This is a genomic window from Psychroserpens jangbogonensis (genome assembly GCF_000797465.1).
Taxonomy (GTDB): domain Bacteria; phylum Bacteroidota; class Bacteroidia; order Flavobacteriales; family Flavobacteriaceae; genus Psychroserpens; species Psychroserpens jangbogonensis.
This window is the reverse complement of the sequence record NZ_JSWG01000009.1, coordinates 727,267-742,297: the sequence shown is the minus strand read 5'-3', so window position 1 is coordinate 742,297 and position 15,031 is coordinate 727,267. Positions and strand designations below refer to the sequence as shown.

The following is a 15,031-nucleotide window of genomic DNA, read 5'->3' as shown; positions in this document are numbered from 1 at the left end:
CATTCTTTTTTGTGTCGTTCAAAAAAGAAACTATTAAAACATCTAAAATATAATGTGATCTTGCATTAGTCGAAAAACGTTTAGGACACCATTGGTTAATACTTATCCAAATGCAAGTTTACAAAAAATCTTACTAAATGTATTTGACGTTTGATTCTCGAGGGCTGGCTTAATAATCTGTAAGTCCATTCCATATTATTTTTCACCCACCATTCTGGAGCTCTTTTTACATTTCCCGTATAGACGTCATAACTTCCACCTAAACCTTGATAAACCGCTAGATGTGATTGCTGAATTTTTTCCATTAAATCTTCTTGTTTTGGAGAGCCCATGGCCACAAAAACCACATCTGGTTTGTGTTTTTTAATGTCTTCAATTAATACCTGCTCCTCTTCTTGGGTTTTAATATATCCATTTCTAAAATTACAAATTGTAATCCCTTTAAAATCAGATTTCAATTTATTTACGGTCTCTTCAATGACCTCTTGTTTCCCTCCAACTAAATAAAAAGATTTTGTCTTGTAATACGTCTCAACAACATCGAGCCAAAGTTCACACCCCGGAATTTTAACCACATGTTTAGCACCTTTTTTTTGAAGTGCCCAAACTGCTCCAATTCCGTCAGGATATCCAAGATTTCTATTAATCAGCGCTCGACTTTCGTCAGTGGCATGGAGAATTTTCTCAGCATTTACAGCTACCATAATCTTATGATTATCGAAAGCATACTGCATCAATTCGTCTCTAGACTTTGGAGCAAAAGTCATAACTCCGTTTAATGACTTAGCTTCCATGATTTACCGATTTAGTTTCCAATAAAAAATGTGACATTGCATTAAACATAAAAGCATTGCTCCATCTCATATATGATATTTTTGAGCTCATTCCTTTTTTTAATTGGTAATAAAAGTAGCCTTTTTTATGTTGCATATTGTCAATAGTCCAATCTAATACTTTTGACAACAAAGCTTCATTTTTCTTAAAAAGCTCAAGCTTAGACAAGGTTACAATAACTTGCGCAGGACAATGAATATCAATAGGATAGGTTTTATTATGGTAATACTTAGGCATCCCATTTGCTTCAAAGAAATGTTCTAAATAATAGTCTACGCCTTTTTGTATGTATTCCTGAAAGCTAGTATCTTCAGTATTTTGTTGATAGGTTTCAATCGCATCTAAGTTAAATCCGGTATGAAAACTATCTTTCCATGATTGCACAGGAAGTAATCCGTAAATCCAAGACCCATCGTCTTCCTGCAAATCACAAGCAGCAGTAATCGCCTGCTTTGCCATATCTGCATGCTCTTTATTTTTAGTGTATTTGTAAGAATAACTTAATATCTTGGCACCTAACAAAGACGCATTAATCACTGTATTATTACCATCTTTAATGCTGTACGAAAATATAACGCCTTTACCATAAGGTGTCCTTGACAAGTCGTCAAGCACAAAATCGGCAGCGGATAAAGTTTCCTTTAAAACCGTTTCGTCTTTTGAGATTTCATAGCTTTCTATTAAAGCTTCAACACAAAAACAAGTTGCTACAACAGTTGGTGTGTGTTTTTTGAAGAGGAATAAACGTCGTGCTTGCCAATCGAAATTGTAACCCCAAGCTGATCCAGAATACCCTTCGCTTCTTAAGTCAAGTAGCAATTTGGTAATATCCTTGATATGTTTTAAGAGTTCTGCTTTTGTTCCGAAGTCTTCACAACCATTTTCTGCTAATTTATATAGTCGACAGTAGCCTAAAAGGAATAAAGCAACACCTTTAGCATTGTGTTCTTTTGGCACTAATAATAGTTTTCTGAAATTTATCGGACTTCTTTTGAATCCTTGAATCCAAGCTAATCGCGCTAAATCCCAATGTTTTAAAGGTAATGCTTGGAATACTTTGGAATTCATACCATCGTAAGGATCCCAACCTTTAAAGTTTTCAGCTTCACAATAGGCTTTCAGTTTTAGAAAACTTGAGTCCACTTTATTATATATCAACTTGTTGTCCGCCACGCTTTATAGATTCTAAAACTTTAAATGATGCTTTGGTGACACCAACAATATCTTCAAAAGAGATTGGTGCTTTTCCGTTAGTTAGTAAGCCATTGACAAATGCATTTACCATTTCTTTCTGACCTTTATTTTGATTGAGGATTTTGTCCTTTTTAGGTTTTCCTTTTCCGTAAACCTTCAATTCTTTAAAATCATTTAGAGTAGCTGACATTCCCGCTGAAAAGACCTCAACGTATTCTTTAGTCATAGATTTTGATCCGTTTGCATAATAACCAATCACTCCTGATGATCCATTTTCAAACTGTACTAAAATATTTAAAGTATCGTTTAATTGACTGGCATCTGGAAGCGCTGTGGCTGATATTTTTGTTGGAAGGCTACCATTTAGAAAGGTTAAATAATCAATAAAATGACACACTTCCCCTAACACTCGTCCGCCTCCAATTTCTAAATCTTGAATCCAATTATCTCCTGGTATTTCACCAGCATTAATTCTATAGATCATGGTCATTGGATTATTTCCGATCGCCTTTTTTAATTTAGTCGTCAATGGTGAAAATCGTCTATTAAATCCAACCATTACTGCTTTATTGGTTTTTGATTGTAACTCAATAATAGATTCTAATTCAGATTCTAAAAGACATAGTGGTTTTTCAACAAACACATTTTTATTTGCCTCCAAACTTTTTATAACATAAGGCCCATGAGAATCATGACGCGTTGCCACAAAAACCGTATTTGTTTTATCATCTAAAACATCGTCTTCATTAGTTGCACAAAACTGAAATTTAAACTTTTCAGCCACACGTTTAGACGTTGTACCTGTATTGGTTAAAATACCAACGCGTCCAACGTCACTTGTTTCAGGAATATTAGGCAAAAGATTTCCTTGCGCATAACTACCTGCTCCTATGAAGGATACGTTAATCTTACCTAATTTATCATTGTCGGAAGTAGAAATTTTAGCTTTTGAAACTGTTTTTTCTAAGTCATATTTCAAAGCGATTCCTGTAAACGGCTCTGCTTTAGATACTACAAGGTCGAAAGCCTCTTTAGCGTTTTCAAACTCAAACTCATGCGTTGTTAGGTAATCAATATTAATGCGTTTCGTAGCAATTAAATTTTGAAACGCTTCCATGTTTCGTTTTTCCGTCCAACGCACATAAGGCAACGGATAATCGATTCCTTTTTCTTCATAATTTAAATCATAACGACCAGGACCATAAGAGCATGCCATTTTTAGTTCTAATTCTTTACGATACCAAAATGGATCACGATCAAAACCTGTAGGAACAGCACCTAGAACAACCACTTTTCCTTTTTTACGTGCAATAGCACCTGCAAAATTTATAGGATCTAGGCTAGCAGTTGCCGCTGCAATAATTACGGCATCTGCACCATAACCGTTGGTTGCACTCTGAATCTGTTCTTCAACACCAGCAGCATTTCGCGTAAGACCTAAGTCTACAACATTATTATCGACCGCTTGTTTAACAGCTGCTTCAGAAACATCTATTCCGATAACAGTTACTCCAGATGCTTTTAAAATGAGAGCTGCTAATTGACCAAGAAGGCCAAGACCAATAATGACGCAAGATTCTCCAAGACGCAAATCCGCTTGGCGCACCCCTTGCATCGAAATGGCACCCAACGTATTATATGCTGCATCTTTGAGATTTGTATTGGCATCTAACTTAACGCAAAGGTTAATTGGTACTGATACAATTTCAGCGTGATTTGCATATCCTGCTCCTGCACAAGCGACTTTGTCTCCTAATTCAAATTCGGTTACTCCTTCTCCAACTTCAATAACTTCTCCAGCAGAACTATAACCTAAAGGTGAATAGGCATCCAATTTTTTCATAACAGCTCTGTATGTTTGAATAGGTCCTTGCTTTTTTAAGGTATCAATGACTTGCTTCACTTGTTGCGGACGCTCTTTTGCCTTTCCAAGTAAACTTTTTCGAGCTGCGACTACAGTTGAACCCTCTGTACCAGCACTTATGATGGAATAGTGATTTTTGACGATAACCATGCCTTTTCCTGCTTGTGGATAAGGCACGTCTTGAATGATCATATCACCAGAACCTAGTTTTTGTGTCAGTTGTTGCATTATGCAAAGTTATTTTATTGGATTAGTTTATTTAAAATAGGAACTTTCCTAATTATGTATTTGTAAATGAATATTGGTAAAAAAATTCCGGACAAAAATAGTACTAATATTATCAACGGATTAAATTCTAACTTAAAAAGTGAGTTTAGAGTTACATATAATGTACCTGTAACGAGCGTATTCATGAGGTAAATATAATATGTATAACGTCCAATATTTGCCAAACTATCAGCTATTTTGAGTTTTTGTAATTGAACAGCTATATAATGAATGGAAGGAATAGATAATAACCCTAAAACCAATTTTGTGACTTCTAGTACATTGGTGAAAATTTGTATTAAAAAAGCCAGTAAAAAGATCCAGCCAAATTTAACAATGAACTTATAATACATTTTAAAATACTTGTAAGCTAGAATACCTAGTGCAATAAAAATAAAATAATAACTGAATAAATCTAAATTTAAAAAACTACTAAATGGTAGGAGGTGTAAAATTATACCTATTGTCAAAATCAAAACCCAATGTTTTTTTTCTAGCCACATAATTAAAGGCAGAATTACATAATATTGGAGCAGTACATATATATACCATAAAAATCCTGCTGGAGCTTTTGAAGGCGTAAACAAAATATCTAATACATCAACTTTTAATTGCTCGATTGTAAATCCGTTGCGAAACGTCTCAAGACAGCAGAAAACTAGAGAAAAGAACAAATATGCCGGAATGAACTTCTTGCCCTTTTTCAAAAGAAAACTAAAATAATCTTTTTTATTGAGGATTGGCTTGTAACTCAATGCCATTAAAAACCCAGAAAAAAACATAAATAGAGGCATGTGAAAATTGTAGACTACTGCTCTGGATTTCATATACCATAACGGAAAATCACTATCAAATAACAAATGACCATACACCACTAATACAATAGATAAAGCGATAGCTATGTCTATATCTAACAGTCTTTTTTTAATCATTTTACAAATTCAAATTTGTTATTTTATTAAAACCCATGAGCTATATTGTAGTATTTTTTATAAATAATTGTGGTCTTAATAACAATATGCCAAGGATGCCCCAAACTAAAATATTATAGTAGAAATATTTACCCGGATCTAAGCCTGTGCAATCAATTAAATACATTCCAAAGAACATCATAGCATAAACACGAGTAATTTTGCTAACCCGAAATACATTACTAATCATTTTAAAGATAAAGACTATTATCAATATCAATCCAATAATACCATTCAACAATAATATTCTTAAAAACTCATTATGAGTAGGTCTTTCAACACCGTCACCAAACCATTGCGCAAAAAATGTTTGTTCAGTTATCCAAAACTGCCACAACGTCTCCCAAACGTAACCTCTCCCAGCCAAGGTGTTTTTCACATCTTCATCATCACCCGCTTGGTACCTTACCTCTTTACTAAATAGCTGTTCTATATTACTAGAGACTTCATCTCCAAAAACCAAAAATAAAACTAAAAGCCCCATTAGTAACAAAAAAAAATGCTTGACTTTTGACTTTGAAAACAACAATAGCAGCACGGTCCATAGGCATATAATTGCAACAGCCGCTTTGCTAAAGACGGCATAAACAGACACAAAAGCACCTACTGCTAGGATTACCATAAAGCTTTTAAGAAAGGGATCTTTAACTTTAAATACAGCTTGGTATAATAAAATAGACATTAAAGTCATTAAACCATACATGCGCACAGGAAACGCATCGTGATAAAACCCTACAAATCTTATTAGGCCAACGGTTTGACGTTCCTGAAAAATGACCCCTGTCTTTAATTGATAAATACTCACAACAATGGGGAAAATTCCACATATCATCATGGCCAATAATAATTGTTTTAATCGTTTTTTATTAAAAACAAGCAATGGAATTAAAAAAAAACCAATATAAATATTTAGATTTCCTATTAATAGTTCTAAAAAAGTTAATGGACTTTTTAAAACTACCCATACAATACCAAATGATATGGCTGCAATATGAATATTTGCCGTTCTTAACCATTCTGCGGGAATTTTTTTTCTACCTAAAAGGGTTTTATAATATAAGATTGGAATTAAAAGCCCTTGAATACCCAGAATAGATAATGCACCAATCCTGTACGACCAAAAAGCATCAATTATAGATTTTGTAGCAACCAATAATAAAAAAGAGACGAATATCCCTTTTTGTACTTTGGCAATGATAATGGCTAAAAATATAAGAAAAGGAATTACAATCATGCGAGGCTAAATTGTTTCTGAGATAATGATTAATGGTCTGTATGTCTTTTCTAGTTCTTTAATTATATTTATATTATAACAAGTTAAAAGCTAAAACAAATAGACATCAAATTTAAGTAAAATATTTACGTTTAACTAAAATACAATAGAACATTAGCCTTATAAATATAATAAGTAAATGGTTTTATTTATAACGGAATTATGCGAAAAGAGCAAACCATATACATCTTACAGCAATCAGTAACTAAAAAAATCTAATTTGCCTTAATTTTTTATTCAGTATTATTCTTAATGTTTAGTTACAATAATGAATGAAAAATATCCGAATATTTATCTTCAATATTTTTTATATAAAAATTCTTTCTGTACAAGATATTATTATATGCTATTTGATTTCTAAGTGCATTATTCCCTAGTAGCTCAAGTATCGCATTTTCTAAATTATTTAATTCACCTGGAAGAACTAGTAAACCATTTACATTGTGTTTGATTACATCTTTCAAACCACCAACGGGAGTGGTCAAAATGGGTTTTCCTGTTGCAATTCCTTCCAAAACTGCTGTAGAAAATCCTTCCGAATAAGACGGTAATAAAAAGAAATTACATTTTTTAAGCCAACTAATTTTATCATTTTCGCCTAATTGCCCCAAGTACTGATAATTTTTTTCAAATTTTCCTTTTATATACTCTTTATATACATTTTCAGGATTCTCAAATAGAATAGATTCCCCAGTAGAATCATTAAATGTGATATTTCTTTCAATTTCCTTTTTTGTCCCTGCAAAAACAAATTTAATTTTTGGATACTTTATCGATATCCGCGGTATTACTTTTAAAATATCGTTATAACCTTTGGCATGACTTAAATGACCTAAAAAAAGTATTATATTTTCGTCGTACTGAGTATTATCTATACAAGCGTACTTTGAAATATCTATCATATTATATATAAACCCAATTTTATTTGAGTCTTTTACAACACCACTATATTGCTGAGCTAAACTAAACGATTGGGCTAAATTGTAATCAACCCTATTAAGTGAATTACTGATAATCCATTTGAATACATTATTTGTTCTATCAAAATTCCTTCTGAAATGTCCAGCGCGCATATGAATAACCACTTTTGATCCCAATAATTTAGACAAAAAAATAACCCAGATATCCTTTCCTATCCAACCTAAAATAGTTGCAGTTACGTAAAAGTAAACGATATCAGGCTTTTCTTTAGTTAGGACTACTATAAGTTTCCTATTCAGTTTGAAAAATGCACTAACCATTTTTAAACCAACTCTACCTTTATCAGCATTAGAATTTCTAAAATTTGTATTAAATTTTATAATATCAAACTGGTTATTTAAATCTGATTCTAAAAATGTCTTAGCAGAATTTTCAGGTCCAGCATAAGGGGGAGGAAAAGGTGCAATAAATAATATTTTTGGTTTTTTACTTTTCATTTACGAGACTTTGTTTCATCTGTTCTACCCACTTTTCGACTGAAAGGCACTCTCCTTTTTGTCGAGCATTGTTACAAAACCGCTCTAATATTGCTCTGTTAGACAAAAGGTTATTTATTGTGGCAATGTTAGCTTCAAAATCACTATTAAGCACATAGCCATTTTTTCCTTCTTCAAGATATTCCAATTCTGGAGCATGACTTGGCCCTTGTACTGTTATGTAAGGTCTGCCATACGAAAAAGCATGATTTACAGACAATCCGGAATGGCCAGGAATAAAAACTAGTGACGCTCTTTTCATAATAGGAGCAATATCTGCTTCGTCTATTAAAGTACCATGCCAAATAATGCTAACATCTGATTTTATAGCAGATTTAACATGATGACTTTCAGGTCCGTCACCAATAATCTCAAGTATTAAATTTGGAATACTTTTTTTTAATTCTAAATAATACCTTATTAAATCTGGTATTCGTTTTGAAGAAATTAAACGACCAATAAAAACGATAATACTTGAATTTTCTGGAGGTAATTGATAGGTGTAGTGCTTTTTAATTTCAGCAGTATCAACGGTATTGTTTGCCCAATACGCTTTGTTTTTGTTGACAAATCCATTTTTTAGTGCCCATTCACAACTATGCTCGGTATAAAAAACAACACGATCAAACATTCTAAAATAGAATTTTGTCATAAATTTATCTAGACGTGTAACCTTGCCTTTACCTGATTTAAGCACAGGGTGATTGTAAGAAAATAAACGCACATTTTTATGTAGTAGCCTTAACTTTATGGCGTACAAAAAAAGAGTAATGTTCTTTTTCTCCGCAGGAATCATGACCCAATCAAACTCATTAAAAATAGTTTTTAATTTCGCTTTTACAACTTGAGATTTTCCAAATTCTTTTTTAGGAATATCCAAACTGATTTGTTTGAAGCTCCATTCGCCTTTTAATTCTTTGTCACCCATTTTTTCTCGTCCTGAACCAGAAAATACACAAAGATCTAAAGAAGCATCAACTGCAAGGTGGTTCAAAAATCTAGATTTGTAATGATTTAAGTTTGGTGCGAGCCAAAGCACTTTAATAACGGTTAACTTTTTAGATCTTTTCATCAGTTATCTTCTAGGGATTTTTTCCAAAAATAAAAAGGTAACAAACGTTCCGCTTCTATCTGTTTTTGAGAATTATTTTCTTTTAAAAAAAAATACGCTTCAGACATCTTAATAAGCTTGATGTGATCATTAATAAATTCTTTTCCTATTTTACTCTTTTTTATATACTCATATGAGTTTTGCAAACCTATTTTTGATAAATTCCAATAACCGTCGTCAATTTTTAATTTGGCAGATTCCCTTAAGACCATTTTAGTTGTTTGTTTATGAAGTTTTTGATTTACTGGAATACTTAAAGCTAAACTAACCATTTCATCAGACCAAAATTGTGGATTTGAAACTATTTTATGCTTTAACTGCAATTCATATGGCGTATGAAAAAAGAAGGCAGGCGTATAATACACACTAAATAATGAGAAAAAAAGCCACCCATCAATTGTATTCGTTAATTTTTTTAATGGTTTAGGAAGCGCTAAATTATTTAATATAATTTCAAATTCAGAAACATAGTTTGCTTCATTAGATAACTTGCGTTCACCATAAAACGGATAACCTTCATTAAACTTTTTAAAATAGAAGCTTAATTTACTGGCTGATGGGTGCTTGATCACGGACAATACCTTCGCCATCAAACCATTTATTTTTAAATTCTTCGCAGTTTTGTAAAGGTTTAATATCTGTTGTAATTGTAAATATTTATTCATGCCAAGAAATAGGCGATCTGCACCGTCTCCATCAAACATAATATCAACATTATCTGCAGTGGCATGCTTGTAAATAATATTTAAAATTGAATTATTAAATCCTACGGGGAAACTTGAATTATTCGAAACATCTACATAATTATCGATAATCTCTTTGGAATCAATGATGATTTTTTTTGCTTTAAAATTTAATTTTTCTGATAAATAATCTATTCTATCAAATTCATTGTAATCATCTTTAAAGCCTAAAGTATAGGCGTTAAAATCACGACCAGATTCGTTTATTTTCTGGGCTAGATATCCCGAATCCACACCTCCACTTAGCGCAATCCCTATTTGATTAAAGCTAGCTATAGTTTCCTTAGTAGATTTTAAAAGCTCTTGGTCTATTAACTGTATATTTTGATGTAATGTATTACTATTATCTGAATAGTTCCCTACTCTAAAAATATCAAAATATGCATTTTGCTTAAACGAACTGTTTTTTAAAGAAAAACTTAAACGTTGACCACCGCTTACCGACTTTATAGTTTTAACTAAATAATTATTGTAATTGCTAAACCCATAATGATAGTAAAATAGAAGTCCGCTATTATCAATATCAATTTGGTGCATTTTTTTTAATGTTAGTAATATGTTTAAAGAGCTGGCAAAGAAAAGAACATCATCCTGAAGGCTGTAAAAAAGTGGTATTTTAGAAAAATGGTCGGAAAAAAGTTCTAAACGAACCGCATCAAAACGAAGGTAAATAAATTTATGCTCGCAAAGTTGATAGTCAAAATTATCAAGTGATTGATTTGCTTTAGTTTTATACCCACCTGTCCAAAGAAAGCTTTTGTCATCTAATGAATAATAATCACCAAAATCACTCGTGGTATTCATATTAACATTTGAGTATAATCTTAAGTTATCACTAAGATAAATTCCGTTTAAACTTGGCATATCTGGATTACTATTTAAACCCTTTGAAGACGTTAAACCGCCAAATGCCGGAATGCTGTTTTTAATACTATAACTCATCTAATAACGATTTGGTGTTTGATAAATGGTATCTCGTTAAATTCATATTTTTTATATTCATTTTAAGTTGAGCTCTTAAATCAGCTGCATTCAATTCGCAAATGCGCTGACTAAGTTCAAAAATACTGTTTACAATGAAACCATTTTTATTTGGAATAATAAAATCAACACAGGCACCAGTATCGCTAAAAACGATAACAGGTATATTATTTGAAAATGCTTCTAAAACTACTAAACCATAAGATTCCCCAATTGACGGTAAAATTAAGACATCTATATTTAAAAAAAAACTAGACATGTCTTTAACATGCCCTTCAAATACAGATGTTATTTGTTTATCAATAAAAGTTAGTGAGGTTTCTTTTAAATCCTTTAATAAAGGACCTGTACCCGCAATTCTGAAATTAATAACAGGATGACATTCTAGTAATTGAAAAGCTTCATAAATTTTATGTATTCTTTTTTGACCTACTAATCTACCTGCAAAACCAATATTTAAAGTTTGAGATGTTTGTGAAACGGATGTATTGTGTTTCAAGTTAACACCAAAAGGGATAATTTTTATTAATCTATCATTTAAGATTAAGATTTGGCTTTTTAATTTTTTTTTAGCAAAATCGGAAGAGCAAATTATTTTAAACCTAATAATATTAACGACTAAAAAATATATGCTACGTTTGTATAGTCGTCTAAAACCACTTCCAAAGGTCATTCCGTGTTGAAACAAATAAACACGATCTCTTCTTCTCAATAATGTAGGTATAAAAGATAATTTAAGAGAATGAACAAATATGAGTTCATAATCATCAACTATTTGATTGAATACCGTACGCTGATTTTTACACTTACTTATATCTGTTACAAAATGATCTTTCGTCTCTTTTTGCCATACTAAAATGTGATGATTAATATTGTCATCCGTATTCAAATTCACGAGATCCTTTACAAACGTAGTAATACCGCCTACAGATAGAGAATGACATATATGTAGATGCTTTTTATTCAAATTAAGTTTAAATTATCCATGAATTTCATTTTATGTCTAAGGATATCAATATTTTTCACGCCTTTGTTTAAATAATAATTCATTAGCTTATTTTGGGCAGCAAAAGCAAGATATTTTAAAAATTCTATAGGTTGTTTTGAGATTACTTTCTTAAATTTAAAGTTCTGATAATTTAAAATCAGCCACTAAATTCTTTCTCCGATTCTTTTTATTGGTGCACCTCCATAAATATGATATTCCAAGGTTTTATTTTTTGATAGAACTACGCTATTTGCAGCAATCACACAACCCTTATTAATCAAGCTTCCTTTTAATACTCTTACACCAGCGCCTATCCATACATCATCTTTAACTTGAATTGGTAACGAAACAAGTTCTTGGCTATTAATAGTATTAATTTTTTTAGTACCATGGTCAGAATCTCGAATACTCACATTTTCAGCAATAAGTGTATTGTTTCCAATCTCTACACTCTTATTAGAGCTTATTATTATATCTTGGGTAAGCGTAGTATGATTACCTATTTTTAACATCCCTGAATTTGACACATCAAAAGTAATTCGATAACCAATTGTTACGTTTTTTCCAATTTTTATGTTACCCTTCGGAATTGTTCTAAAAACTGGAAACTGTTTACATTTTATACTTCCGGTTACTTCACAATTATTAATTCTTAAATAGCTTTTTAATAAGGCTCCTTTGAATTTAAATAGCAAATTCCTTAAAATCATTCGTATTTTATATAATTGTTCAGCCACGTCTAATAATTTTCTTTACCAACTTGACCATTCTACAATAACAGTAACTATATACATATTGAAAATGGTTACCAGTATTATGTGTTTTATGAATGTGAAATGCTTCTTTATGACTATAACAATTATGACTTACTCTATCTTCAGTTCCGACAATCATGACGCATATTGGAAATTTTAATTTGTGAAAGCTACAATTTTGTGTTTTCAGCCTAAGTAATAATTCGTAATCTGATGCACTTCTAAACCGTGTATTATATGTTCCAAATTGTGTAAATGCGCTTTTGCTTATAAATGTTGCTGGATGATAAAAGCGTTTTAGGTTATTTTCTAATTCTAAGACTGGTACTAATTCATCACTTATGATATTATCATGTAATGTAAACATACTGCCATAATATACATCAGCGTTTTGTTCGCTATGTGCTCTTGCCACTTCCTGCAACACTTGGTCATTAAATAACCAATCGTCTGAATGGCAAATTCCAATTAAATCTCCGCTTGCGACTTCTATTCCTCGATTTAGGGCGTAATACATCCCATTATCTTTTTTCGATTCAAAAAAATCAATTTTATCAATGTACTTATTAATTATATCAACAGATTTGTCGCTGGAATTACCATCAATGACGATGTACTCAATATTTTCATAGGTTTGATTAATTACACTCTTTAAGGCTTTTTCAATAGTTTTCTCTCTGTTAAATACAACAGTAATTATAGATATTAAGGGTTGTTTCATAAAATTATAAGTTTCGTATAAATTGTGCTGGATTACCTCCCCATATTTGATTAGGTGGTATAGACTTTGTGACTACACTGCCAGCTCCAATAATAGAATTCTCACCTATTGTTACTCCTTTCAGTATTGTGACTCCTCCACCAATAAAAACCTGATCTTTTATGATTACAGGAGCATTAAGCACTTCTCGATCCCCATTAAAACACCTTTCCATTGGGTCGATACTATGGAAATTTGTATCCCATATTTTGCAACTATTTCCGATGAAAACGTAATTACCAATACTGATTTTATTTGAACAATAAATAGTGCTATTTGAAATACCAACGTGGTTTCCTATTTCCAAAACTGCATTTTTTTTTGTAATTATTTTCAATTTAAAATCGCCTCCTATTGGCGTAAATGATATACCAGAGTTGGCATTAAAACCATCTCCTATTGTAATACTTCCCTCATTTCTTATAAAAATGGTTCCATTTATTTTGTAATTCTTTATTTCTATATCTTCTCGAAGAAATATTAATTTTGTAGTCATCTTATTTAAAAGTTGCCATACTTTATTTCTGATAATGAGTATTTTACTTAAAATAAATCGCATGGACTATCTTTTTTGAATAATTGTGTTATATGTTTTCAATATTTCGTCCACAACCTTAGAAGGTCTATGCCTCTCCATTGCTCTTTTTCTTCCATTTTCACCATACTTTTTAGCCTTTTTAAAATCATTTAGCAACTCAATAATAGCACCTGCATATTCATAAGGCTCACCTTCCTGGACAAGTATCCCTTCAAGGTTATTCTTTACCATCGAAGACGTTCCACCGACATTTGTCGCAATTAGGGGCATTCCTAATATCATTGCTTCGCACAAGCTATTAGGGCTATTCTCGATATGACTGACCTGACAGTAAACATCTGATACTAATAAAATTCTTATAAGTTCCTTTTCGTTCATAACCCCTAGTAATTTAATTCCGATGTCTTCAACATTGTATTCTAACCAAGTTTTTACCGCTTTCGGTACAACGTTACTTTCGTTTAAGCCCACCACATACCACTCAATTTCAATTCCATACTCATGTAATATTTTTGCAGTTTTAACGATCAATTCAAAACCCTTATAGGCAACATCACCTGTGGTGGTAATTAATTTTAAAGGTTTGTCAAAACTCGTTTTCTTCCATTTAAGTTTATCACTATAGAAGTGTTCACGAAGAATTTCATTAGCTACAAAATAACTACTCTCTGGAGCCAACAGACGTGTCACTCGTTTATCCCAAGCTGTGCGTCCCATAATGTAATTTGAAACTTTAAGAATATTTCGTTCTCTTTTTGCATTTATTCTGAAAGAGCTGTTAAGTTCGTTAAAAAACGAAATAAAGTTCCGCTTTTTTATTCTTTTCAAATATTTTTCTGGTATACCAGAAAAATACTTTTCATAGTATGGACTTAAAATACCTTGAATTGAAATCACAACCGGTATAGAGGTTTCATACTGAATTAAACCTAGGTTTAACTCCGTTCCATGAACATGAATTAAATCAGGATTTACTTTGTCTACAATATCCTTTATCTTTTTAATATTGAGATCGTCATCTTTATAACCTGATACTCTGGAAATAATCTTTTGTAATAAATTTTCAGGTTTAGCTTTAGTTACTGGATAATATGTTGTTTTGCGGAATTCAAAAGAATCTAAAGGCACAGGCCAATAGAAACAAACACTAAGTTCAACATCATCTTTTTCAACCAAATGATAATTTAAAGCTTTTAACCAACCACCAGACTGCGTATCTGGAGAAAGTTTTTTTATGGCATAACATGGATTATTTGACAACCACAATATTTTCATGTATTGATTTTAATTTCGTT

At 31.7% G+C, this 15,031-nt stretch carries 13 protein-coding genes; all 13 read right to left on the bottom strand.

Annotated elements, in window-relative coordinates; all coding sequences use genetic code 11:
• Positions 1–95: 95 nt before the first annotated feature.
• The 13 genes from RH81_RS10315 to RH81_RS10255 all read right to left on the bottom strand — a co-directional run bounded on the left by RH81_RS10315 (position 96) and on the right by RH81_RS10255 (position 15,011).
• The gene (locus RH81_RS10315; protein ID WP_033960110.1) at positions 96–794 is read right to left on the bottom strand and encodes a WecB/TagA/CpsF family glycosyltransferase; all 699 of its coding nucleotides are present in this window, start codon (positions 792–794) and stop codon (positions 96–98) included.
• A complete protein-coding gene (locus RH81_RS10310; protein WP_206539387.1) occupies positions 784–2,007 on the bottom strand; it encodes a delta-aminolevulinic acid dehydratase in 1,224 nt (407 codons plus the stop codon). Before RH81_RS10310 ends, RH81_RS10315 begins: the two co-directional genes overlap by 11 nt.
• Positions 1,982–4,120: a bi-domain-containing oxidoreductase gene (locus RH81_RS10305; protein WP_033960109.1), complete on the bottom strand. Its 2,139-nt coding sequence runs from the start codon at positions 4,118–4,120 to the stop codon at positions 1,982–1,984. The genes RH81_RS10310 and RH81_RS10305 overlap by 26 nt, the downstream gene beginning before the upstream one ends.
• Positions 4,121–4,134: 14 nt before the next feature.
• Entirely contained in the window at positions 4,135–5,091 is a 957-nt protein-coding gene (locus RH81_RS10300; protein ID WP_033960108.1) for an acyltransferase family protein, read from the bottom strand.
• A 40-nt stretch (positions 5,092–5,131) separates the two neighbouring features.
• Positions 5,132–6,364: an O-antigen ligase family protein gene (locus RH81_RS10295; protein ID WP_033960107.1), complete on the bottom strand. Its 1,233-nt coding sequence runs from the start codon at positions 6,362–6,364 to the stop codon at positions 5,132–5,134.
• A 299-nt stretch (positions 6,365–6,663) separates the two neighbouring features.
• A complete protein-coding gene (locus tag RH81_RS10290; RefSeq protein ID WP_033960106.1) occupies positions 6,664–7,821 on the bottom strand; it encodes a glycosyltransferase family 4 protein in 1,158 nt (385 codons plus the stop codon).
• Entirely contained in the window at positions 7,811–8,932 is a 1,122-nt protein-coding gene (locus RH81_RS10285; protein WP_033960105.1) for a glycosyltransferase family 4 protein, read from the bottom strand. The genes RH81_RS10290 and RH81_RS10285 overlap by 11 nt, the downstream gene beginning before the upstream one ends.
• Positions 8,932–10,656, bottom strand: coding sequence for an asparagine synthase-related protein (locus RH81_RS10280; RefSeq protein WP_033960102.1), 1,725 nt, complete (start codon positions 10,654–10,656; stop codon positions 8,932–8,934). The genes RH81_RS10285 and RH81_RS10280 overlap by 1 nt, the downstream gene beginning before the upstream one ends.
• Entirely contained in the window at positions 10,646–11,584 is a 939-nt protein-coding gene (locus RH81_RS10275; RefSeq protein ID WP_033960100.1) for a glycosyltransferase family 4 protein, read from the bottom strand. Before RH81_RS10275 ends, RH81_RS10280 begins: the two co-directional genes overlap by 11 nt.
• Before the next feature lie 263 nt (positions 11,585–11,847).
• Entirely contained in the window at positions 11,848–12,420 is a 573-nt protein-coding gene (locus RH81_RS10270; protein WP_052172510.1) for an acyltransferase, read from the bottom strand.
• Positions 12,413–13,159 carry a glycosyltransferase family 2 protein gene (locus RH81_RS10265; RefSeq protein ID WP_052172509.1) on the bottom strand — a complete coding sequence of 249 codons (747 nt, stop codon included), beginning with the start codon at positions 13,157–13,159 and terminating at the stop codon, positions 12,413–12,415. Before RH81_RS10265 ends, RH81_RS10270 begins: the two co-directional genes overlap by 8 nt.
• Before the next feature lie 4 nt (positions 13,160–13,163).
• The gene (locus RH81_RS10260) at positions 13,164–13,757 is read right to left on the bottom strand and encodes an acyltransferase (protein ID WP_033960098.1); all 594 of its coding nucleotides are present in this window, start codon (positions 13,755–13,757) and stop codon (positions 13,164–13,166) included.
• A 3-nt stretch (positions 13,758–13,760) separates the two neighbouring features.
• Complete coding sequence (locus RH81_RS10255; protein WP_033960097.1) at positions 13,761–15,011, bottom strand: glycosyltransferase family 4 protein; 1,251 nt, start codon at positions 15,009–15,011, stop codon at positions 13,761–13,763.
• Positions 15,012–15,031: the final 20 nt, after the last annotated feature.